Annotated in this window: 18 protein-coding genes; 8 read left to right on the top strand and 10 right to left on the bottom strand. The window is 69.4% G+C overall.

The window, feature by feature from the left end:
- Positions 1–13: 13 nt before the first annotated feature.
- From ACYVJH_RS09905 to ttcA, 3 genes are read right to left on the bottom strand one after another with little or no spacing between them, the layout of a single operon-like run.
- On the bottom strand, positions 14–778 hold the full coding sequence (locus ACYVJH_RS09905) for a YgjP family zinc-dependent metalloprotease (RefSeq protein ID WP_460454482.1): 765 nt from the start codon (positions 776–778) through the stop codon (positions 14–16).
- A gap of 38 nt (positions 779–816) precedes the next feature.
- A complete protein-coding gene (locus ACYVJH_RS09900; RefSeq protein WP_460454481.1) occupies positions 817–1728 on the bottom strand; it encodes a recombination-associated protein RdgC in 912 nt (303 codons plus the stop codon).
- Positions 1729–1755: 27 nt separating this feature from the next.
- Positions 1756–2703, bottom strand: coding sequence for a tRNA 2-thiocytidine(32) synthetase TtcA (gene ttcA, locus ACYVJH_RS09895; protein WP_460454480.1), 948 nt, complete (start codon positions 2701–2703; stop codon positions 1756–1758).
- A 58-nt stretch (positions 2704–2761) separates the two neighbouring features.
- On the opposite strand from ttcA, the gene ACYVJH_RS09890 reads away from it, so the two are divergent.
- A complete protein-coding gene (locus tag ACYVJH_RS09890; RefSeq protein ID WP_460454479.1) occupies positions 2762–2968 on the top strand; it encodes a YdcH family protein in 207 nt (68 codons plus the stop codon).
- A 30-nt stretch (positions 2969–2998) separates the two neighbouring features.
- On the opposite strand, the gene plsB is transcribed toward ACYVJH_RS09890, so the two are convergent.
- The 5 genes from plsB to ACYVJH_RS09865 are packed head-to-tail and all read right to left on the bottom strand — an operon-like array spanning position 2999 to position 10219.
- Complete coding sequence (gene plsB, locus ACYVJH_RS09885; protein WP_460454478.1) at positions 2999–5548, bottom strand: glycerol-3-phosphate 1-O-acyltransferase PlsB; 2550 nt, start codon at positions 5546–5548, stop codon at positions 2999–3001.
- A 10-nt stretch (positions 5549–5558) separates the two neighbouring features.
- Positions 5559–6512 carry a hypothetical protein gene (locus tag ACYVJH_RS09880; RefSeq protein ID WP_460454477.1) on the bottom strand — a complete coding sequence of 318 codons (954 nt, stop codon included), beginning with the start codon at positions 6510–6512 and terminating at the stop codon, positions 5559–5561.
- Positions 6513–6562: 50 nt separating this feature from the next.
- Complete coding sequence (gene pyrF / locus ACYVJH_RS09875) at positions 6563–7279, bottom strand: orotidine-5'-phosphate decarboxylase (RefSeq protein ID WP_460454476.1); 717 nt, start codon at positions 7277–7279, stop codon at positions 6563–6565.
- Positions 7276–8181 carry a 5'-nucleotidase, lipoprotein e(P4) family gene (locus ACYVJH_RS09870; RefSeq protein ID WP_460454475.1) on the bottom strand — a complete coding sequence of 302 codons (906 nt, stop codon included), beginning with the start codon at positions 8179–8181 and terminating at the stop codon, positions 7276–7278. The genes pyrF and ACYVJH_RS09870 overlap by 4 nt, the downstream gene beginning before the upstream one ends.
- Before the next feature lie 58 nt (positions 8182–8239).
- Positions 8240–10219: a UvrD-helicase domain-containing protein gene (locus tag ACYVJH_RS09865; protein WP_460454474.1), complete on the bottom strand. Its 1980-nt coding sequence runs from the start codon at positions 10217–10219 to the stop codon at positions 8240–8242.
- A gap of 42 nt (positions 10220–10261) precedes the next feature.
- Here ACYVJH_RS09865 and arfB point away from each other — a divergent pair, with 42 nt between their 5' ends.
- From arfB to ACYVJH_RS09850, 3 genes are read left to right on the top strand one after another with little or no spacing between them, the layout of a single operon-like run.
- Positions 10262–10687, top strand: coding sequence for an alternative ribosome rescue aminoacyl-tRNA hydrolase ArfB (gene arfB / locus ACYVJH_RS09860; RefSeq protein WP_460454473.1), 426 nt, complete (start codon positions 10262–10264; stop codon positions 10685–10687).
- Positions 10684–11271 carry a lysophospholipid acyltransferase family protein gene (locus ACYVJH_RS09855; RefSeq protein ID WP_460454472.1) on the top strand — a complete coding sequence of 196 codons (588 nt, stop codon included), beginning with the start codon at positions 10684–10686 and terminating at the stop codon, positions 11269–11271. The genes arfB and ACYVJH_RS09855 overlap by 4 nt, the downstream gene beginning before the upstream one ends.
- Before the next feature lie 56 nt (positions 11272–11327).
- The gene (locus ACYVJH_RS09850) at positions 11328–12596 is read left to right on the top strand and encodes a mechanosensitive ion channel family protein (RefSeq protein ID WP_460454471.1); all 1269 of its coding nucleotides are present in this window, start codon (positions 11328–11330) and stop codon (positions 12594–12596) included.
- On the opposite strand, the gene ACYVJH_RS09845 is transcribed toward ACYVJH_RS09850, so the two are convergent.
- Positions 12566–13525 carry a LysR family transcriptional regulator gene (locus ACYVJH_RS09845; protein ID WP_460454470.1) on the bottom strand — a complete coding sequence of 320 codons (960 nt, stop codon included), beginning with the start codon at positions 13523–13525 and terminating at the stop codon, positions 12566–12568. The two genes, ACYVJH_RS09850 and ACYVJH_RS09845, sit on opposite strands and share 31 nt — an antisense overlap.
- 120 nt (positions 13526–13645) lie before the next feature.
- Here ACYVJH_RS09845 and aceB point away from each other — a divergent pair, with 120 nt between their 5' ends.
- The 4 genes from aceB (at position 13646) to ACYVJH_RS09825 (ending at position 20406) form a co-directional block, all read left to right on the top strand.
- The gene (gene aceB / locus ACYVJH_RS09840; RefSeq protein WP_460454469.1) at positions 13646–15247 is read left to right on the top strand and encodes a malate synthase A; all 1602 of its coding nucleotides are present in this window, start codon (positions 13646–13648) and stop codon (positions 15245–15247) included.
- A 32-nt stretch (positions 15248–15279) separates the two neighbouring features.
- Entirely contained in the window at positions 15280–16584 is a 1305-nt protein-coding gene (aceA, locus tag ACYVJH_RS09835; protein WP_460454468.1) for an isocitrate lyase, read from the top strand.
- 110 nt (positions 16585–16694) lie between these two features.
- Entirely contained in the window at positions 16695–17711 is a 1017-nt protein-coding gene (locus ACYVJH_RS09830; protein WP_460454467.1) for a GGDEF domain-containing protein, read from the top strand.
- 70 nt (positions 17712–17781) lie between these two features.
- A complete protein-coding gene (locus tag ACYVJH_RS09825; RefSeq protein WP_460454466.1) occupies positions 17782–20406 on the top strand; it encodes a putative peptide modification system cyclase in 2625 nt (874 codons plus the stop codon).
- Here the strand turns inward: ACYVJH_RS09825 and ACYVJH_RS09820 are convergent, their stop codons facing one another.
- On the bottom strand, positions 20407–20694 hold the full coding sequence (locus tag ACYVJH_RS09820) for an NHLP-related RiPP peptide (RefSeq protein WP_460454465.1): 288 nt from the start codon (positions 20692–20694) through the stop codon (positions 20407–20409).
- Positions 20695–20806: the final 112 nt, after the last annotated feature.

Here is a 20806-nt window from a genome sequence, read left to right as displayed (position 1 = left end):
CCCCGGAAAGGGCTTACCGGGTCAAACGCGCCAGTGTCGCCTTCAAGGCCAAACCTTCCCCGCGCAGGTAGTCGCGTTCGTCGCGCCAGCGGGGCCAGCGCGCTTCCACCTCGCGCCAGAAGCGCGGCGAATGGTCGGCGTGCAACAGGTGGCAAAGCTCGTGCACCAGCACGTATTCAAAGGCCGAGGGGCGGCCCAGCACCAGCGCCAGGTCCAGCGACACGGCGTCGCCGGGACTGAGCGAGCCCCACAGCGAGGACAGCGCCCGCAGGCGCAGCGACGCCGGCGGCCGCGGCAGGGCCGGCAGGTAACGCGGCAGCCAGGTGCCCAGGTCGGTGCGCGCCTGCTGCAGGTAGAAGTCGCGCAGCGCGGCGCGGGCGCGGCGGTCGTCGGCGCGCTCGGGCAGCTGCACTTCGATGCCGTGTTCGGTCAGCGTGGCACGCGCGAAACGGCCCTCGCGCCAGGCCAGCGGCGCGTGCGTGCCACGCAGGGGCAGGGGCCCGGCCCAGTCGCGGCCGAACAGCGGGGCGTCGTCGGGGTGCTGGCGCTCGAGCTGCTCGGCCAGCCAGTCGCGGTGTTCGTGCAGGAAGGCTTCGGCCATTCGCACCGACGCCACGGTGGGCAAGGTCAGGCGCGCGCCCTTGTCGGAGACGATCAGGCGCAGCCGGCGCGCGCGCCGGTCGCGCACCCAGCGCACCGGCACCTCGCGGCCGTCGGCCAGCGCCAGCGGCCGGATTTCGGTCGCTGGCGGGGCGGGGCGCTTGGTTCGCAGGAACATGGCGACAATCTACCGCGCCGCGGCCCGGCCTGCCGACGTCAGGCGTCGGCGCGGCTGAACTTCAGCGCCGGCTCGAGCACCGCGAACAGGCGCTTGAGTTCACCGGACATCAGCGCGAAACGGGCGTCGAGTTCAGCCGCCACGCCTTCGGTTTCGGTGCCCTCGAGCTGGTCGACGGCGCCGTCGAGGAACTTGAGCTTGCGCAGCACCAGGTCTTCGCCGAGCACGAAGCCGACGTGGTCGTCGAGCACCAGGGCCAGGCGCGTGACCTGCTTGCCGGCTTCGAGGTGCTGGCGGATCTCGTCCACCTGCAGTTCGTGGCGGCTGCAGCGCACGACGGCGCCGCCGTCCACCGGGTCCTTGAGCTCACATTCGTCGCCCAGGGCCAGGCCCGGCGGCAGCGCTTCACCGGCCAGCCAGCCGGTGAGGATGGCGCGCACCGAGGCTTCGGCGTTCAGGGGCAGGGCCGGGAAGCTGCCCAGGGCGTGGCGCAGCTCCGATACCAGGTTCTCGGCGGTCTTGCGCGAGCTGGTGTCCACGGCGATGAAGCCGTGCTCAAGGTCGAGCGTGGCCGAGCAGCGCACCGGCCGCACGAAGGCGCGCGGCAGCAGTTCGAGCACGATGTCTTCCTTCAGGCGCTTGCGGGCGCGGCCACCCAGGCGGCGGCCTTCCTTCTCCTCGATCTCGGCGAGCTTGCGGCCCAGCTGGTCGTTGATGACGGCCGAAGGCAGCAGACGGTCTTCGCCGCCCAGGGTGATCCAGACGGCATCGCCGACGCGGTGGCTCATGGTCGCGCCGTCACGGCCGAAGGGCGAGACGAAGCCGCGCGACATCAGCTCGGACGGGCCGACCGGCTTGAGCTTGCACTCTTCCAGGCGGGCGTCGAGGTCGTCGAGGGTCTTGGCGAGGGTGGTCGGAAAACGGAAGAACGTGAGGTTGCGAAAAAACATCAAAACTCCAAAGCAAGAAATGCGGGGTCAGGGGTGGTCTTCGTCGGGCTCGGTCGGGCCGACGGCGAGCCAGGCCCTGGCGTCGGGCAGCGGGCCGTCGCCGTGGCGTCCGAGCGCCGCGAAGTCGAACAGCGCCGGGTCGGCCAGCTGCGCGGGGCGCACGTCGGCCAGGGCGCGGGCGATGGTTTCGATGCGGCCGGGGCTTTCCTTTTCCCAGGCGGCCAGCATGCGCCCGACTTGCTTGCGCTGCAGGTTTTCCTGCGAGCCGCACAGGGTGCAGGGAATGATCGGGAACTGCTTGGCGTCGGCGTAGGCCACCAGGTCGGCCTCGCGGCAGGTCGCCAGCGGACGGATGACCACGTGCTCGCCGTCGTCGCTGAGCAGCTTGGGCGGCATGGTGGCCAGCTTGGCGTGGAAGAACAGGTTCATGAAGAACGTGGCCAGCAGGTCGTCGCGGTGGTGGCCGAGGGCGATCTTGCTGAAGCCGTTTTCCTTCGCATGCCGGTACAGCGCGCCGCGGCGCAGGCGCGAGCACAGCGAGCACATCGTCTTGCCCTCGGGAACGACGCGCTTGACCACCGAATAGGTGTCCTGCTCGAGGATGGTGAAGGGCACGCCGACCGAACGCAGGTAGTCGGGCAGCACATGTTCCGGAAACCCAGGCTGCTTCTGGTCCAGGTTCACCGCCACCAGTTCGAAACGCACCGGCGCCTTCTGCTGAAGCTGCAGCAGAAGGTCGAGCATTGCGTAGCTGTCCTTGCCGCCGGACAGGCAGACCATGACCTTGTCGCCGTCCTCGATCATGCCGTAGTCGGCGATGGCCTGGCCGACCTGCCGGCGCAGGCGCTTGGCCAGTTTGGCGCGCTCATGCGCCTGCCGGCGCGCGACGCCTTCGGGCGTCGGCTGGCGGGGCAGCGGATCGTGCAGGACCAGGGACATGGCGGGCTTGGCAACGATGGCGAAACGGTCGCACATTCTACCCCTGTCGCCCGGCCCGCCGGAGCGCTAGGCTAGCGGGGAACCGGGAGAGCGCATGGCCACCGAAGATCCCGCCAGGATCACCGCCCAGCTGGTCGAGTTGCGGGTTGAACACCGCGACCTCGACGAGGCCATCGCACGCCTGTCGGTGGACCGCGACGCCGACGAGCTGACGCTCAAGCGCCTGAAGAAGCGCAAGCTGCGCATCAAGGACATGATCATCGCGCTCGAAAGCCGGCTTATCCCCGACCTCGACGCCTGAACCTGCCTGGCCGTCCCCGCGGTGCCGGCCTCAGGCCGGCGCCTGCTCGTCGCCGCGCGACTTGGCCACCTTGCTCACCGCCTCGGGCGACAGCTTGGCGATGGTGTGGCGCAGGTCGCGGCCCAGCACCACCTTGGCGTCCTTCTCCCAGGCCATCAGCGGCTCGTCGAAATCGAGCTTGCCGTTGTCGGCGATCCAGACCAGCTTCATTTCGCGCAGCTTGTGGATGAAGCCACGGAACAGGGTCTTGTCGAAGAACTCCGGCGCCGCCGGCGCGTAGAGCAGGCTCAGGCGCTGGGCGGTGAGCTGGCACAGGGTCTCGAGCTCACCCGAGCTGAGCGTGCGTGGCCCGTTCTTGACCAGGGTGGTGATGGCGATGAAATACCGCTCGAAAGCCTGCTGGAGGCTGTGGGCCACCGCGCGCAGGCGGAACACCTCGTCGGTCTGCCCGGGGCCACGCGACAGGTAACCGCCGTCGTCCTCGCTGGCCATGGTCAGCAGGCCCTCGGCAACGAACAGGTCCACCGTGGCTTCCAGGCGCTTGACGAAACCATCGGCGTCCCAGGGCAGGAACAATTCCTCCTGCACGAACGGATAGATCGTGCGGCCCAGGCGCAGCAGGCCGGAGCGGCTCATGCGCCGGTTGTTCTGGAAACACAGCGCCACCCAGGACGCCGCCGCGAACAGGTGCAGAACGTTGTTGCGGAAATAACTCTGCAGCACCGCGGTCTCGCCTTCGACGCTGAGCACCGCGCCCAGGGGATGGTCGGTGCGGGTCAGCACGCCGATCTTCTCGCCATAGGCGATGATTTCGGCCGGGTCGAGTTCGGTGACCGTGACGCGGTCGGAGTAAGGCAGCGACGCCAGCAGCTTCTTGTACAGGGCCAGCTGCGCCAGCAGGTCGGCTTCGGACATGGCGTGCTTGGGCGTGGCCAGCAGCGCCAGCGCCAGAAGGTTCACCGGGTTCACGTCGGCCGCGCGGTTGATGTTGACCTGGATGCGGTTGGCGATGTCCTCGACGGCGGTGTTGAGCCAGGCCGGTTTTTCATCCGGGTTGGCGGCGTTTCGCTCGCGCCAGTCCGGCGCGTGCACGGCCAGCACCTGGTCCAGGAAGATCGGCTCGCCGAAGTTCACCGCCACCTTGCCGTAGTGCTGGCGAAGGATGCCGGCGGCGGCCTTGAGCAGGGCCCAGATGGTTTCCTTTTCCTTGGGCTGGCCGGTGAGCTCGTCGAGGTAGCTCTTGCCCTCGATCAGCTTTTCGTAGCCGATGTAGACCGGCTGGAACACCACCGGCCGGCGCGGCGCGCGCAGGAACGCCTTGAGCGTCATCACGATCATGCCGCCCTTGGGCGGCAGCAGCCGGCCCGTGCGCGAGCGGCCGCCTTCGATGAAATATTCCAGCGAGAAACCTTCCGACACCAGCTGCGCCACGTATTCGCCCAGCACCGCCGCGTACAGCGCATTGCCCTTGATCGAGCGGCGGATGAAGAAGGCACCGCCGCGGCGAAGGATCGGCCCCAGCACCGGCATGTTGAGGTTGACGCCCGCCACGATGTGCGGCGGCACCACGCCGCGGCTGTAGAGCAGGTAGCTCAGCAGCAGGTAGTCCATGTGGCTGCGGTGGCAGGGCACGTAGATCACCTCGTGCCCGGGCGCGACCTGCTTGAGCGTGTCCATGTGGTGCACGTTCAAGCCGTCGTAGATGCGGTTCCAGAAGCCGGTGAGCGCGAACGAGGCCGAACGCACCACGGGATTGGAATAGTCGGCGGCGATTTCCCAGGCGAACCCGTGCGCCTTCTTCCAGGCGTCGAGGTATTCGGTGCCGTCGCGGCGGGCCTGGTCGGTGATCGCCTTGCGCACCGGTTCGGCGTCGAGCACGCGATCGACCAGCAGGCGGCGGGTGGACAGGTCCGGACCGATGACCGCGGTCTTGATGCGCCGGAAATGCGCGCGCAGCACCCGGCTGACCTTGCGCACCTGGCGCTCGTGCGGCATGTCGTCGCCCAGGATTTCCCAGACCCGCACGCCCGGCGAGAACTGCACCACCGTGTCGCGGCCGTTGAGCAGGATCGCCAGCAGCCGGCGGAAGCGGCCCACCAGCGCCCAGTTCTCCGAGAACAGCACCGAGAACCAGCCCGACTGCCGCGCCGGCGCACGGCCGACGAAGATCGACACCGGCACCAGCTGCACGTCCTGGTCGGGGTAGAGGCGGTGCGCCATGAGCAGGCGCGAGAGGGCGTCGGAATGGCTGCGGTTGCGCGGCCGCCCGAACATGCCGGCGCGGCGGCGCGAGAGCGCCACGTAGGCGCGCTTGCGGCCCAGCGGGTCGCCCGGCAGCGCCGCCAGCGGCGACGGCAGGCCGGCCTCGCGACAGGCGCGGTCGAGGATCAGGGTGTTCGAGAGCCCGTAGTTCTCGATGACGTAACAGATCGGCCGGTCGAGATCGAAGGGCGCCTCGGCGGGCTCGCGCTTGATCTCGATCCAGGGTTTGAGCAGCGATTCGATGAAGCGCGCCCAGAGCGGCGGCTTGCCGCTCGGACGAGGAGGCTGGCCCGGCGTGGGCGTGTTGACGGCGTCCATGCGTGCTGGCTCAGTCGGCGCTGCCGGCGCCCGTGGTCGCGGGCTCCGCGTCGGGGGCGGCCGATGGCGTCACGGCGGTGTCCGGGCCGGCTTCGGCCAGGTCGGCTTCGGCCTGGCGGATGGCGTCGGCGCTGTACCAGCCTTCGCCCACGCGCTGCATGTCCATTTCGAAGCTGATCGTTTCGCCGAGCAGCGGGTAGGTGACCTTCACGCGGGCCTGGTCGCCTTCGCGCGACACCAGGTCGGCCTCGACGCCGTCCAGGGACGCGTCCAGGTCCATGCCGTAGGCCTGGGCCGCCTGCTTGATGCCGACCAGGGCGACGCCGCCCTTTTCCATCGCCGGCATCATTTCCAGCGCGCGGGCATCTTCCAGGGTCGGCAGGTCGAGTTCCCGGGCGGTGGCGCTGAGCGCGGCGACCGCCTGGCGGGCACGGGCGCGGTCGGTGAAGAGCGCCGGCTGGGCCCAGTCCAGCAGGGCGGACACCAGCTCCTGGCCATGGGACTTCTCGGCCGCACTGAGCTCGGTATTGGCCTCGATCGCGGCGTTGAGGAAGATGGCGGCCGTGGCCTGCATCAGCGGCCACTGGCCGGCGATCTCGGTTTCGAACTCGGACAGCTTGGGCTCGATGTCGCGCATCAGGGCCTGTTCGGCATCCGGGGCCATCAGCCGCGACATCATGTCGGCGTACTCGCGGGCTTCCTCCGGGTCGGGCGGGCCGGCTTCGGCCAGGCGGCGATTCCACAGGGCTTCGGTGCGCGCGTGCAGCTCGGGCGGCAGGCCCAGCCGGGACCAGCGCACCAGGTCGTTGTCGCGCAGCGCCTGTGCCTGGGCCTCGATGGCCGCGACCGGGCTGCCGGGCACGGTCGAGGCGTCCTCGACCGGCGGGTCCCGGCGGCAGGCGACCAGGGCGAGCGCGATCAGCAGCAGGGCGGCGAAGGCCCGGAGGTTCGGGAATCGGATCATGCGGCGTGGATACCGTCGGGATTGGCGGCCGAATCTACCAGATCGGGTGTTCAGAGCCCGTTTTCCGCGGCCCCCAGGGCCTGGTGCACCTGCGCCTGGATCGTCTCGGCGGCGGCCACCGGGTCGGTGGCGTTGCGGATCGGCCGGCCGACGACGATGTAGTCGGCGCCCGCCGCGAAGGCCGTGGCCACGTCCACCGTGCGCTTCTGGTCGTCGCCGGCGGGGCCGGCGGGCCGGATGCCGGGGCAGACCACCAGGAAACCCGGGCCCGCGGCCCGGCGGATGGCGCCGGCTTCCTGGCCGGAGGCGATGACCCCGTCGCAGCCGGCCGCCTTCGCCGCCAGGGCGCGCTCGACCACGACCTCGGAAGGCTCACGATCGATGCCCATTTGCCGAAGATCGCTGCGATCCATGGACGTGAGCACGGTGACCGCAAGGAGCCGAATATCGCCCTTCTCCTGCGAAGCAGCCTGCATCATGGCGCTATGTTGACCGTGGATGGTGCACAGCGACACCGGGTAGCGGCGCAGGCCGCGGATGGTCGCGGCGACGGTGGCCGGCACGTCGTGGAACTTCAGGTCCACGAACACCTGCTTGCCGCGGCCGGCCAGGTCCTCGAGCACCCGGAAGTAGTCGCCGCTGGTCAGCAGCTCCATGCCGATCTTGTAGAAGCCGACCGAATCGCCCAGGCGGTCGACCCAGGCGGAGGCTTCGGCGGCCGTGGGGACGTCGAGTGCGAAGATGAGGCGATCGCGGACAGGGATCATGGGCGTTCGGCGTAGTTGAGGGCGTCGAGCTTGCGCTGGCGGCGCTCGGCCTCCGGCAGCTCCCAGGCATTGTTGAACAAGGACGGCTCCCAGCTGCCGTAGGTCGGGTTGGGCAGCACGAACCAGCGTTCGCCGAACCAGGCCAGGTAGGGCTGCAGGGCCTGCTTGCGGCCTGCGGGGGTGTTGGCCTCGATGCTGACCATGTCGCCGATCTGGTCGCCGAACTGCATCAGCACCCGGTGCGTGCGGCCGACGTGCTGGCGGCGGCAGCCCTTCTCCGAGCCGTGCTGCTCGCAGCCTTCGACGTAAAAGCCCAGGCCCAGGAACTGGGCGTCGGAGTCGATCGGGAAGCCCACCGCCTTGAGGTTGGCGACGGTGGCTTCGTTGAGGTGGGCGGCGCGGTTGGAGACGTAGAAGAGGGTCACGCCGCGGGCGTGCGCGGCCTTGGCGAATTCCAGCGCGCCCGGCACCGGCCGCGCGGCCTCCTCGCGCACCCAGGCGTCCCAGGTGACTTCGTTGTAGCTGCCGCCGTCGCGCACCAGGCGGGCCTGGTAGGGCGAGTTGTCGAGCACGGTTTCGTCGATGTCGACGATGACCGCGGGCGGCAGGCCGTCGGCGGGGTTGGCGCGCTCGGCGGGCACCAGCGCGTCCCAGCCGGGGGTGGTGATGGCCCGGTCGAGCTCCTTGGCCGCGGCCAGGAAGGTCTGGCGGTTGATCAGCGCATATTCCTCGGCGGTCTGCACCCAGGCCACGGCGTTCAGGTTGTCGTCGGCGGCCGGGCCGGCGGCGACCGGGGTCGGTCCCGGTGCCGGGGCTTCGACCGGCGCGCGGCCCGGCGTGGTCTGGCAGGCGGCCAGGGCCAGGACGAGGGCAGACAGCGACAGGGTGCGCAAGCGGGTCATCGGCGGGTTCCTTTTTCGAAGGCGGCCGATTCTACCCGGCGCCTGCGACGGCGTCGTTTCAGTCGTTGAAGAGGGCGGCGATGGCGTCCATGTGGGCGCGGCCGCGCTGTTTCTTTTCGGCGGTTTCGCGCTCAGGGTCGCTGCCGTCGCGCAGCAGGTCGGCCGCGGGCAGTTCGTCCAGGAAGCGGCTGGGCAGCAGGTGTTCAAGCGCGCCCCAGCGTTTGATCTCGGCGCTGTGCGACAGGTACAGGCGTTCCTTGGCACGGGTGATGCCGACGTACATCAGCCGGCGTTCTTCCTCGAGACCACCTTCCTCGACGCTGGCTTCGTGCGGCAGGTTGCCGTCTTCGCAGCCGACCACGAACACCGCGCGGAACTCCAGGCCCTTGGCCGCGTGCAGGCTCATCAGGCGCACTGCGTTGCCCGGTTCGCCGCGGTCGGCGTTCGACAGCAGGGCCAGCTGTGCGGCCAGTTCGCCGGGGCCGCCGCCGCGGGCGCCTTCGAACCACGAGGCCAGTTCGTCGAGGTTGGCCTTGCGGCGCAGGAAGCCGGCTTCGTCCTTGCACTGGCTGCGCACCATGCCCAGCAGGCCGCTGCGCTCGGCCAGCACCGGCACCAGTTCGGCCGGGGTCAGGCGCTGGGAATCGTCACGCAGCGATTCGACGATGCGGGTGAACTCGTCCAGGCCAGCGGCGGCGCGCGGCGTCAGCTGCTTGAGGAAACCGATCTGGCCGGCTGCCCGCGACAGCGGCATGCCGGCGGTTTGCGCCATGCCCGCCAACTTTTCCAGCGTGGTCGCGCCGACCTCACGCTTGGGCGCGGCGATCGCGCGCAGGAAGGCGGTGTCGTCGTCGGGGTTGGCCAGCACGCGCAGCCAGCTCAGCAGGTCCTTCACCTCGGCGCGGTCCAGGAAGGCGGTGCCGCCGGTGAGGTGGTAGGGGATGCGCAGCAGCTGCAGGGCCTTTTCCAGCGGCCGCGACTGGTGGTTGCCGCGGAACAGGATGGCGAACTCGCCCCAGGGGATTTCCTTGGCCTGCTTGAGGTAGTGGATTTCGGCGGCGATGCGTTCGGCTTCGTGCTCGGAGTTGCGGCACTGCCAGACCCGCACCGGCTCGCCGTCGCCGTGCTGGCTCCAGAGCTGCTTGAGGTGCTTGTGCGGGTTCTTTTCGATCAGGGTGTTGGCGCAGCGCAGGATGCGGCCCGAGCAGCGGTAGTTCTGCTCGAGCTTGATCACCTTCAGCGCCGGGTAGTCCTGGGCCAGCAGCTCCAGGTTTTCCGGCTGGGCGCCGCGCCAGGCGTAGATGGACTGGTCGTCGTCGCCCACGCAGGTCATGTTGCCCTTGGGGCCGGCCAGCTGCTTGAGCAGGCGGTACTGGGCGCCATTGGTGTCCTGGCATTCGTCCACCAGCAGGTAGCGGATGCGCTCGCGCCAGCCGGCGGCCAGGTCGGGTTCGGCTTCGAGCAGCTGCAGCGGCAGCCGGATCAGGTCGTCGAAGTCCACCGCGTTGAAGGCCTGCAGCCGGGCCTGGTAGCGCGCGTACAGCGCCGCCGCCTCGCGTTCGCGCACGCTGCGCGCGGCCTCGGCGGCCTGCTCGGGGGTCAGTGCATTGTTCTTGGCGGCGCTGATCAGGTTCTGCAGGGCATACAGGGCGTCGTTCTTCAGGCCCTGGGGCGAGAGGTCCTTGATGATCGACATCTGGTCGTCGGCGTCGAAGATCGAAAAACCCCGGCGCAGGCCGGCCCGGTCGTGTTCGATCTGCAGGAAGCGCAGGCCCAGCGAATGGAAGGTGGTGACCGTCAGGCCTTCGGCGGCCTCGCCCTTGATGCGTTTGGCGACGCGCTCGCGCATTTCGCGCGCGGCCTTGTTGGTGAAGGTGATCGCGGCGATGTGCCGGGCCTCGCGCTGGCCGCTGCCGACCAGGTGGGCGATCTTTTCGGTGATGACGCGGGTCTTGCCGCTGCCGGCGCCGGCCAGCACCAGCAGGGGGCCCGCCGTGTAGGCGACCGCTTCTTTCTGGGGGGGGTTGAGGTCATGCATGAGGGCGCCGATTGTACCGGGCCGGCGGGTACAATCCGCGCCATGCTGCAGGTCACGCCCACCCTCGCCATTCCCGACGACGAACTGGTCGAGCGTTTCGTGCGCTCGGGCGGGCCGGGCGGCCAGAACGTGAACAAGGTGTCGACCGCTGTCGAGCTGCGCTTCGACGTGGCCAATTCACCGTCCCTGCCCGAGGCGGTGCGCGCGCGCCTGCTGGCCCGCCGCGACCGGCGCATCACCGCCGAGGGCGTGCTGGTGCTCAGCGCCCAGCGTTTCCGCACCCAGGACCGCAACCGTGAAGACGCCCGCGAGCGCCTGGCGGCCGTGGTGGCGGCCGCCACCGTGGCGCCCAAGAAGCGCATCGCCACCAAGCCGACCAAAGGCTCGAAGGAGCGCCGGCTGGGCGCCAAGCGCGAACGCGCCACGGTCAAGCGGCAGCGCAGCGTGTCGCGCTGGGAGCGCGAATGACCCGGGTCCCGGTGCTGCCGGCGCAGGCCCCGCGAAGCGGCGGTCGCTTCAGCCGCTGGTTCGGCCGGACCCTGCTGCGCCTGGGCGGCTGGACGATCGAGGGCGACTTCCCGCCCGACCCGCGCCTGGTGGTGATCGCCGCGCCGCACTCCTCGGGCTGGGACGCGTACTGGGGCCTGGCCGCCAAGCTGGCGATGGGCGTGGACATCAGCTTCATCGCCAAGGCCGAACTGTTTCGCGGCCCGCTCGGCTGGCTGCTGCGCAAGCTCGGCGGCCTGCCGGTCAACCGCAGTGCACCGGGTGGCCTGGTCGACCAGACCGTCGAGCGGATCCGCGGCGCCGAGCGCATGTATTTCGTGCTGGCCCCGGAGGGCACGCGCAAGCGCGTGCAGCAGTGGAAGACCGGTTTCTGGAAAATCGCCCGGCGCGCGGAGGTTCCGGTTTTCTGCGCCTGGTTCCACTACCCCACGCGCACGATCGGCCTTGGACCACTCGTGCACCTGAGCGACGACCAGGCGGCCGACATGGCCCGCATACGCGAGATCTACCGGCCGCACGTCGGAAAGAACCGCGACACGCTGTAGGCCAGCGTCGCGCCCGCCAACTTGGGTGGTGCCTCGGCGCTGGTTAGACTGGGCCGATGGATGTCATCTACAGCACGTACGACCAGCTCACCGCGCATCCCTGGATGCATACGACCACCGTCGCCGTGTTCCTGCTGCTGCTGGCCTGGCTGGCCGACCAGCTGACCCAGCGCCTGCTGCTGCGCGTGCTGGTGCGCATGGTGGAGGCTTCGTCGGTGAAGTGGGACGACGCGCTGCTGGCGCGCGGCGTCATCGCGCGCCTGGCCCACGCGGTGCCGGCCGTGGTCATCTACCTGGGCGTGCCGCTGGTGCCGAACCTGCCCGAGGGTGCGGTGGAGGTGGTGCGCAACGTCGCCGCTGCCTATGTCGTGCTCACCGCGGCGCAGGCGATCAGCGCCTTCCTGGCCAGCCTGCAGGACATCTACGAGGCCCACGACCCGGAGCGCGCGCGCAGCCGGCCGATCAAGGGTTACCTGCAGGTGGCCAAGATCGTGCTGTTCGTGCTGGCGGTGGTGCTGATCATCGCGGTGCTGGTGGACAAGTCGCCGCTGCTGCTGCTGTCGGGCTTCGGCGCCATGACGGCGGTGCTGATGCTGGTGTTCAAGGACACCATCCTGTCGCTGGTGGCGAGCGTGCAGATCCAGTCCAACGACATGGTGCGCGTGGGCGACTGGATCGAGATGCCCCGCTACGGCGCCGACGGCGACGTCATCGACGTCGCCCTGCACACGGTGAAGGTGCAGAACTGGGACAAGACCATCACCACCATCCCCACGCATGCGCTGATCGCCGACAGCTTCAAGAACTGGCGCGGCATGAGCGAGTCCGGTGGCCGCCGCATCAAGCGGGCGCTGCCGATCGACCAGGGCACGGTGCGTTACCTGGACAACGAGGAGCGCGAAGGGCTGTCGCGTTTCGTGCTGCTGCAGCCCTATCTCGAGAAGAAGGCGTCGGAGCTGGCCGAGTGGAACGCCCAGCGCCAGGGCAAGGCGCCGGTGAACCTGCGCCGGCTCACCAACCTGGGCACCTTCCGCGCCTATGCCCGCGCCTACCTGCAGGCGCACAAGGGCATCCGCGACGACATGACCCTGCTGGTGCGCCAGCTCGACCCGGGCCCGCAGGGCCTGCCGATCGAGATCTACTGTTTCACCGCCACCACGGCCTGGAACGAGTACGAGGACATCCAGTCCGACATCTTCGACCACCTGCTGGCGATCCTGCCGGAGTTCGGCCTGCGGGCCTTCCAGGCGCCGTCGGGCGGTGACGTCGCCGCGGCCGCGCAGGCGCTGGGTGCTCAGCGCTCGGAGTGCCCCGAGTCGAAATAATCGCGGCGCTGGAACAGGCCCGGTTTCACCAGGTCGACGAAGTCGCGCGCCTGCGGGCTCAGGTACTTGCCCTTGCGCATGACCACGCCGTAGCTGCGCGGCGGGAAATAGTCGGCGAGGCTGCGGGCCACCAGCCGCTGCTGGTCGGCGTCGGTCAGGCAGATGCTGGTGACGATGCTGATGCCCAGGCCCATGGCCACGTACTGCTTGATCACCTCCCAGCCGCCCACTTCCAGGGCCACCGTGTAGGGCACCCGCTGCTGCTGGAACACCAGGTCCACCAGCCGGTAGGTGGTGAGGCGCCGCGGCGGCAGGATCAGGCCATAGGGCGATAGATCCTCCAGCCGCAGGTCGGGCTTGTCCGCCAGCGGGTGGCCGGGCGGGCAGATCAGCATCGGGTCGAAGGAGTACACCGGCTCGTAGGCCAGGTCGGTGGGCACGTCCAGCATCGAGCCCACGGCCAGGTCCACGCCGTCCGAGCGCAGCAGGCCCAGGCCGTCCTGGCCGGTGACGTTGTGCAGCACCAGCTGCACCTCCGGGTGTTGTTCCCGGAAGGCCTGCACCAGGGTCGGCAGCAGGTAGAGGATGGTCGAACTGCCGGCCGCCACATGCAGCTCGCCGGCCTTCAAGCCCTTGATCTTACTGCGGAACTCGGCCTCCAGGCCGTCCAGGCCCTCGACCAGGGGCCGGGCCAGGTCGTAAAGCAGCTGGCCCTCGCGGGTCAGGCTGAAACGCCGGCCGATGCGCTCAAAAAGCGGTGTACCCAATTCCCGCTCCAGGGCCTGCACCTGCAGGGTCACGGCCGGCTGGCTCAGGAACAGGGCTTCGGCCGCCCGGGTCACCGAGCCCAGGCGCGCGACCTGGCAGAAGGCCCGCACGGGCTTGAGACGGTCGCCCTTGTAATAAAAACGGGGCTTGCGCTCGGCCATAAGTGGCTGTTTCCAGTTGTGTATAAGCTGAGCTTATACCAAGTATCAAAACATTTGTTTTGTCAAAGTCAGCTCCGCGGGCCTAGGGTCGAGTCCAGATTCCGAACCCGGAGAGTTCCCATGGCAGGCGACGCGGCACGCACCCTTTCCCCCCTGGTCCTGGCCGGCCCGCGCCTGGCGGGCCAGGAAGACCTGCTCGGCCCGGCCGCCCTGGAGTTCCTGGTTGAACTGCACCGGACCTTCGAAGGCCGGCGCCAGGAACGCCTGGCGGCCCGCCGCCAGCGCCAGGAACGCTTCGACGCCGGTGAACTGCCGGACTTCCGCGAAGACACCCGCGCCATCCGCGAGGGCGACTGGACCGTGGCCCCGATCCCGGCGGCGCTGCTCGACCGCCGGATCGAGATCACCGGACCGGTCGAACCCAAGATGGTGATCAACGCGCTCAACTCGGGCGCCAGCTGCTACATGGCCGACTTCGAGGATTCCACCAGCCCCACCTGGGAAAACCTGCTGGTCGGCCAGCGCGCCCTGCGCAAGGCCACCAACGGCACCCTGGACTGGATGGCGCCGGACGGCAGCAAGCACTACGTGCTCGACCCGACCTCGACCACCACCCTGATCGTGCGCCCGCGCGGCTGGCACCTGGACGAAAAGCACGTGCTGGTGGACGGCGAGCGCCTGTCGGCCAGCCTGTTCGACCTGTGCCTGTTCGCCTTCCTCAATGCCACCGTGCTGCAGGCCCGCGACCGCGGCCCCTATTTCTACCTGCCCAAGCTCGAGTGCATGGAAGAAGCGGCGCTGTGGGAAGACGTGCTGTCGTGGATCGAGGCGCGCCTGCGCCTGCCCGCGGGCTGCATGAAGGTCACCGTGCTCATCGAGACCCTGCCGGCGGCCTTCGAGATGCACGAAATCCTGCACGCGCTGCGCAGCCGCATCGTCGGCCTGAACTGCGGCCGCTGGGACTACATCTTCAGCTACCTCAAGGTCTTCCGCCGGCACCGCGACCGCGTGCTGCCCGAGCGTGGCCAGGTGGGCATGACCCAGCCCTTCCTGAAGGCCTATTCGGAGCTGCTGGTGCAGACCTGCCACCGCCGCGGCGCCCACGCGATGGGCGGCATGGCGGCGCAGATCCCGATCGCCGGCGACCCGATCGCCAACGAAGAAGCCATCGCCCGCGTGCGCGCCGACAAGCAGCGCGAAGTGGACGCCGGCCACGACGGCACCTGGGTCGCGCACCCGGCGCTCATCCCGGTGGCACGCGCCATCTTCGACGCCGGCATGCCCGGCCCGAACCAGCACGACACGCGCCGCGAGGACGTGCAGGTGACCCGTGACGCCCTTATCCGCCCCAGCATCGGCACCATCACCCGCACCGGTTTCGACAACAACGTCGAGGTCTGCGTGCGTTACCTGGCCGCCTGGCTCGACGGCAACGGCTGCGTGCCCATCCACTGGCTGATGGAAGACGCCGCCACCGCCGAGATCGGCCGCGCCCAGCTCTGGCAGTGGCTGCACAACCGCCACCTGCACCTGGACGACGGCACGCCGGTGGACTTCTCGCTGTTCGACCGCGCGCTGCTGGCGCTGCCGTCGAAGCTGGCCGACCGGATGAAGCTGCCCGGCGGCTCGAAGATCAACGAGGCCATCGCCCTGCTCGACGAACTGACCCACGCCGACGAGCTGGTCGAATTCCTGACCCTGCCCGCCTACGAACGCCTTTGAACCGCCTCCCCATCCAACAAGGAAACCCGACCATGACCACGCCCCTCCCGACCGCCGAACAACTCAAGCAGCAGTGGGCCAACGACGCCCGCTGGTCCGGCATCCAGCGCGGCTACAGCGCCGAAGAGGTGGTGCGCCTGCGCGGCACCGTGGCCATCGAACATTCGCTGGCGCGCCTGGGCGCGGAGAAGCTGTGGAAGTCGCTGGGCACCGAGCCCTTCGTCAACGCGCTGGGCGCGCTGACCGGCAACCAGGCCATGCAGCAGGTCAAGGCCGGCCTGAAGGCCATCTACCTGAGCGGCTGGCAGGTCGCGGCCGACGCCAACGTCGCCGGCGAGATGTACCCCGACCAGTCGCTGTACCCGGCCAACTCGGTGCCGCTGGTGGTCAAGCGCATCAACAACGCGCTGCTGCGCGCCGACCAGCTGCACCACGCCGAAGGCAAGGACGACATCGATTTCCTGCAGCCGATCGTGGCCGACGCCGAAGCCGGTTTCGGCGGCGTGCTCAATGCCTTCGAACTTATGAAGGCGATGATCGAGGCCGGCGCCGCCGGCGTGCACTTCGAGGACCAGCTGGCCTCGGTGAAAAAGTGCGGCCACATGGGTGGCAAGGTGCTGGTGCCGACCCAGGAAGCCGTGCAGAAGCTGATCGCCGCGCGCCTGGCCGCCGACGTCATGAACGTGCCGACCCTGCTGGTCGCGCGCACCGACGCCGAGGCCGCCGACCTGCTGACCAGCGACATCGACCCGAACGACCAGCCCTTCTGCACTGGTGAGCGCACCCCGGAAGGTTTCTACAAGACCCGCAACGGCATCGACCAGGCCATCAGCCGTGGCCTGGCCTACGCGCCCTACGCCGACCTGGTGTGGTGCGAAACCGGCAAGCCCGACCTCGAGTTCGCGCGCAAGTTCGCCGAAGCCATCCACGCCAAGTACCCGGGCAAGCTGCTGGCCTACAACTGCTCGCCCAGCTTCAACTGGAAGAAGAACCTCGACGACGCCACCATCGCGAAGTTCCAGAAGGAACTGGGCGCGATGGGCTACAAGTTCCAGTTCATCACCCTGGCCGGTTTCCACGCGCTCAACTACGGCATGTTCGAGCTGGCGCACGGTTACGCCCGCAACCAGATGACCGCCTTCGTCGAGCTGCAGGAGAAGGAGTTCGCCGCCGCCGACAAGGGCTTCACCGCGGTCAAGCACCAGCGCGAAGTCGGCACCGGTTACTTCGATTCGGTCACCCAGGCCATCCAGGGCGGGCAAAGCTCGACCACGGCGCTGAAGGGTTCGACCGAGGAAGAACAGTTCCAGGGGGAGCGCCAGGCGGACGCCGCCTGATCCCGGGGCCGGCCCTGTCAGGGGACGGGGCCGGCCCGATTTGAAGGTGGTCGCATATTCGCGGCCCGGACCCGGTTACACTCGGCCTCAACCGAGGGTCGAGTTTCCCAGTGAATCCAACCGATTACCCGGTCCACGTCGCCGCCCAGACCGGCAGCGACGCGGACGCCCGACTGCCATCGCAGCTGTCACCCGAGGAATTCCGGGTGCTGGCGTCGGTCGGCGTGAGCCGGGCGGTGCTGCCGGGCGAGGAACTGTTCCGGCGCGGTGAAGACGCGCAGAGCATGTTCCTGGTGGACACCGGCGAAGTGCGCCTGTGCTTCGACGACGGCCTGGCCGACAAGGTGCTCGGGCCGGGCCAGTACTTCGGTGAACTGGCGGTATTCATTGGCCGCCACCAGCGCTTCGCGCGCGCCGTGGCCGAAACCCCCGGCGTGCTTTACGAAATCACCCAGGACGCCTTCCAGTCCCTGATCGACCAGGAGCCGGCGCACGTCGCCCGTTTCATGCGCCGCAGCTTCGCCTACCTGGTGGCCGGCGAGCACCAGCTGGTGCAGAGCCTGCGCCGTCGCAACGAAGACCTGCTGCAGACGCTCGACACCCTGCGCCGGACCCGCAGCGAACTCACCGTCGCCCAGCAGCTGGTGCGCAGCGACGACCTGACCGGCCTGGCCAATCGTCGCGGCCTGTACCGCTACCTCGACGAAATCGCCCGCCAGCCCCTGGTCGGTCACCGCCTGGCCTTGCTGCTGGTGGACATCGACCACTTCAAGCAGATCAACGACCGCAGCGGCCACCTGGCCGGCGACTCCGCCCTGCGCGCCATCGCCGAGGAAGTGCGGCGCATGGCCGGGCCGCTGGAGCTGCCCTGCCGCCTGGGTGGCGATGAATTCGCCCTGGTGCTGCGGGTCGCCGACCGCGGCGAGCTGGCCAACCGGGCCCTGGGCCTGCTGGCGGCGGTGCGCAGCCTGCGCTTGCCCAGCCTGGGCGAATCGCGGCTGAGCGTGAGCGTGGGCGGTGCCTTCTGCGCCGACCCCGGTGGCTGGGCCGCCTGGTACAGCGAAGCCGATCGCGCCCTTTACGCCGCCAAGCGCCAGGGCGGGGACGCCTGGCGGCTGGACGAATAAATCTTGTCCGGCGCGCCGCGACACCTGCGTTCACCCGGGTAGGACGCCTGCCGGCAGCAGAATGGACGCCATGGACCCCCACCACCCCAGTCGCTCCGACGCACCCGCCGTGCGGCCGATGCTGCGCGCGGTGCTGGTGTGCGACATCGTCGGCTCCACCGCCCTGGTCGAAAGCCTGGGAGACGCCCGTACCGCCACCTTGATGCAGCGCCACGACCAGCTGCTGCTGCAGGCCATGAAGCTTTGCCATGGCCAGCTGGTGGACAAGGCCGACGGCGTGCTGGCGTTGTTCGAACGACCGATCCAGGCCCTGGACTTCGCATTGCGCTACCAGCGCGGCTTGCACGAGCTGGGCAAGTCCGAAGGCGTTCCGCTGCGCGCCCGCACCGGCATCCACGTCGGCGACGTGATGACCTGGGCCAACCACCCGCGCGACGTACAGGCCGGCGCCAAGCCCATCGAGGTCGAAGGCCTGGCCAAGCCGGTGGCCGCCCGCCTTATGAGCCTGGCCATGCCTGGCCAGGTGCTGATGTCGGGCATGGCCCAGAACCTCTCGCACCGCGCCGCCGGCGAACTGGGCGAACGCGCCGGCCGGTTGCGCTGGCTGGTGCACGGGCGCTACCGCTTCAAGGGCGTGCCGGCGCCGATGCTGGTGCACGAAGTCGGCGAGCCCGGCATCGCGCCGCTGCGCGCCCCCGAGTCGGGCGACAAGGCCTGGCGCGAACTGCCGCTGTGGCGGCGACCGCCGGTCATCGCCGCTGAAGCGCTGCTCTTGCTGGCGCTGGGTGCCGGCCTGCTCTGGAGTACCTTCCGAAGCGAACCCGCCATCGCCTTCGCCGAGCGCGACTGGGTGGTCGTGGCCGACGTGCAGAACCAGACCGGCGAAGACCTGTTCGACGAATCCCTCGACGTGGCCCTGCGCATCGGCCTGGAGCAGTCGCGGCACGTCAACCTCATTTCCGACCTGCAGATCGACCGGGCCCTGCAGCGCATGCAGCGCAGCGGCCAGCCGGTTGACCGCCAGTTGGCCGTCGAACTGGCCCTGCGCGAAGGCGCGAAGGCCGTCATCCTGCCCACGGTCGCGGAAGTGGGCGGCCAGGTGCGCGTGGGCCTGGAACTGATCGAACCCGCCAGCGGCATCACGGTCTCGAGCGCCTTCGGTGAAGGCAAGGGCCGGAACGGCGTGCTGCCGGCCATGGACCAGGCGCTGGCCAAGACCCGTGAGCGCCTGGGTGAATCGGTGGCGTCCATCACGGCCACCACCAAGCCGCTGGAAGAAGCGACCACGCACGACCTGGTGGCCCTCAAGGCCTTCTCCCTGGGCGTCAAGGCGCGTTACGACGGGCGTTACCAGGACGCCTGGGACCTGTTCGAGGAAGCCGTGCGCCGCGACCCGGAATTTTCCATGGCCTACCTGCGCATGGCTTTCCTGCGTTACTCGGACAACGACGGCAAGGGCATGGAGCACTACCTGGGCCTGGCGCAGAAATACCGCAGCCACCTGAGCGAGCGCGAGGCGCTGTTCCTGGACGCCGCGGCCCGGGTTCCCGAGGGTCCGGATCCCGCGCTGCGCCGGCTGCGCGTGCTGAGCGCGATGTATCCGGACGAATACCGGGCTTATTACAACTACGCCTACTTCGGCTGGACCGGCGGGCAGCGTTACCGCGAAAGCCTTGAGCAGCTCGAGCCGGCCGTGACCCAGCAGAACCCCGGGCGCGCCAGCGCAGCCTACCTGCAGGGCATCCTGCACCTGGCACTGGGTGAAACGGACGCGTCGCTGGCGGCCTTCGAGCGCGCCGAGTCCCTGGGGGTCGGCGGCGACCGGCGCCACCACGCCGAAGCCCTGGCCAGCCTCCGGCGCTACGAGCCGGCGCAAAAGATCCTGGGCCGCAGCACGGATACCGGCCTGGCCGCCGTTGCCTTCGAACAGCGCCTGCCGGCGATCAGCTTCGCGCTCGACCAGGGCCAGTGGGAAAAGGCGAGCAACGAAGCCCGGCGCCAGGCGCGGGAGGCCCCGGAGGCCAGCGCCCTGAACGGGTGGGTGGCGCAGGGGCTGGAACTGGGGCTGCGCAGCTATGCCGCGGACGCGGGTTTTGAAACCGATCTGGCGGCGTATCTGCGCGGGCAGGCCGGCCTGCTGGCCGACGCCAGCCGCTTCGACCGGCGCCACCTGGTCTTCCATGTGCTGGCCGCGGGCTGGATGGCGGCGGGGCAGGGTCGCGACGACCTCGCCCACGAAGCGCTGGATGCGGTGGACAGCTACCCCGAACTCAAGGGTTTCCCCGCCAATGCCGACATGGCCCGGGTGCTGCGCGCCGAACTTGCCCTGCAGTCCGGTGATGCCGGGCGCGCCCTGGAGATCCTGGAAAAACGCAATGCCGTCGGGGAGGAACTGTACCTGGCCCATGCCGTGCGCATGCGTGCCCTGGAAGCGTCCGGCGACACCGCGGGCGCGCTGGCGCAGGCCGACTGGCTGCGCAGCCACCGGGGGCTGGCCTACATCGAGTTCAACAGCCTCAACATCCTGCAGCCGGTCAACATCATCGAGTCCAACCTGGCGCTGGGCAGCGCCGCACGGCTGGCGACGCAGCTGGGACGCAAGGAACTGGCCGCCGCGCGCCAGGCCGAATTCGAATCGGCCTGGCCCGGGCAGGCAATGCAGGACGTGGTCGAGCGCCGCTTCGGCGCCGACTGATCAGCGGACCGGGTTTTCCAGCGTGATCGGATTGGCGCTGGCCTGGGCGCTGGCCAGGTGCTGGCGCATGGTGTCGCGGCTGGCGGCGATGTCCTTCTTGTCGGCCAGCTTCGACACCGACAGGCAGCTCCACAGGCCTTCTTTCACCGACGCGTCGGCGGCCGGGGCGTAGCCCACGTCGGCCAGGGCCTGGCGCGGGTTCTTCTGGAACAGGTCGCGGAACTGGTCGTCGCTGGCGAGTTTGTCGAGCAGCTTGGCCGCGGTTTCGTCGGAAAGCGTGTTGGACATCGGTATTCCCCTGGCGTGACGCAAATGCGTCGTTTAAAAGGCGCACCCGGCTCCCCCGGGGCGCGGCGGCAGTGTCGCATACTGTCGGACCCGTCCGTGGCCGGAGCCGCCC

This window comes from Arenimonas aestuarii (assembly GCF_054781715.1).
The sequence above is the reverse complement of the archived record's forward strand: the minus strand, read 5'-3'. Positions and strand labels throughout refer to the sequence as shown.

Bases quoted from the DNA above. Each gene is read 5' to 3' on its own strand.
- ACYVJH_RS09905 (WP_460454482.1), bottom strand. From the start codon at position 778: ATGTTCCTGCGAACCAAGCGCCCCGCCCCGCCAGCGACCGAAATCCGG.
- ACYVJH_RS09900 (WP_460454481.1), bottom strand. From the start codon at position 1,728: ATGTTTTTTCGCAACCTCACGTTCTTCCGTTTTCCGACCACCCTCGCC.
- ttcA (WP_460454480.1), bottom strand. From the start codon at position 2,703: ATGTGCGACCGTTTCGCCATCGTTGCCAAGCCCGCCATGTCCCTGGTC.
- ACYVJH_RS09890 (WP_460454479.1), top strand. From the start codon at position 2,762: ATGGCCACCGAAGATCCCGCCAGGATCACCGCCCAGCTGGTCGAGTTG.
- plsB (WP_460454478.1), bottom strand. From the start codon at position 5,548: ATGGACGCCGTCAACACGCCCACGCCGGGCCAGCCTCCTCGTCCGAGC.
- ACYVJH_RS09880 (WP_460454477.1), bottom strand. From the start codon at position 6,512: ATGATCCGATTCCCGAACCTCCGGGCCTTCGCCGCCCTGCTGCTGATC.
- pyrF (WP_460454476.1), bottom strand. From the start codon at position 7,279: ATGATCCCTGTCCGCGATCGCCTCATCTTCGCACTCGACGTCCCCACG.
- ACYVJH_RS09870 (WP_460454475.1), bottom strand. From the start codon at position 8,181: ATGACCCGCTTGCGCACCCTGTCGCTGTCTGCCCTCGTCCTGGCCCTG.
- ACYVJH_RS09865 (WP_460454474.1), bottom strand. From the start codon at position 10,219: ATGCATGACCTCAACCCCCCCCAGAAAGAAGCGGTCGCCTACACGGCG.
- arfB (WP_460454473.1), top strand. From the start codon at position 10,262: ATGCTGCAGGTCACGCCCACCCTCGCCATTCCCGACGACGAACTGGTC.
- ACYVJH_RS09855 (WP_460454472.1), top strand. From the start codon at position 10,684: ATGACCCGGGTCCCGGTGCTGCCGGCGCAGGCCCCGCGAAGCGGCGGT.
- ACYVJH_RS09850 (WP_460454471.1), top strand. From the start codon at position 11,328: ATGGATGTCATCTACAGCACGTACGACCAGCTCACCGCGCATCCCTGG.
- ACYVJH_RS09845 (WP_460454470.1), bottom strand. From the start codon at position 13,525: ATGGCCGAGCGCAAGCCCCGTTTTTATTACAAGGGCGACCGTCTCAAG.
- aceB (WP_460454469.1), top strand. From the start codon at position 13,646: ATGGCAGGCGACGCGGCACGCACCCTTTCCCCCCTGGTCCTGGCCGGC.
- aceA (WP_460454468.1), top strand. From the start codon at position 15,280: ATGACCACGCCCCTCCCGACCGCCGAACAACTCAAGCAGCAGTGGGCC.
- ACYVJH_RS09825 (WP_460454466.1), top strand. From the start codon at position 17,782: ATGGACCCCCACCACCCCAGTCGCTCCGACGCACCCGCCGTGCGGCCG.
- ACYVJH_RS09820 (WP_460454465.1), bottom strand. From the start codon at position 20,694: ATGTCCAACACGCTTTCCGACGAAACCGCGGCCAAGCTGCTCGACAAA.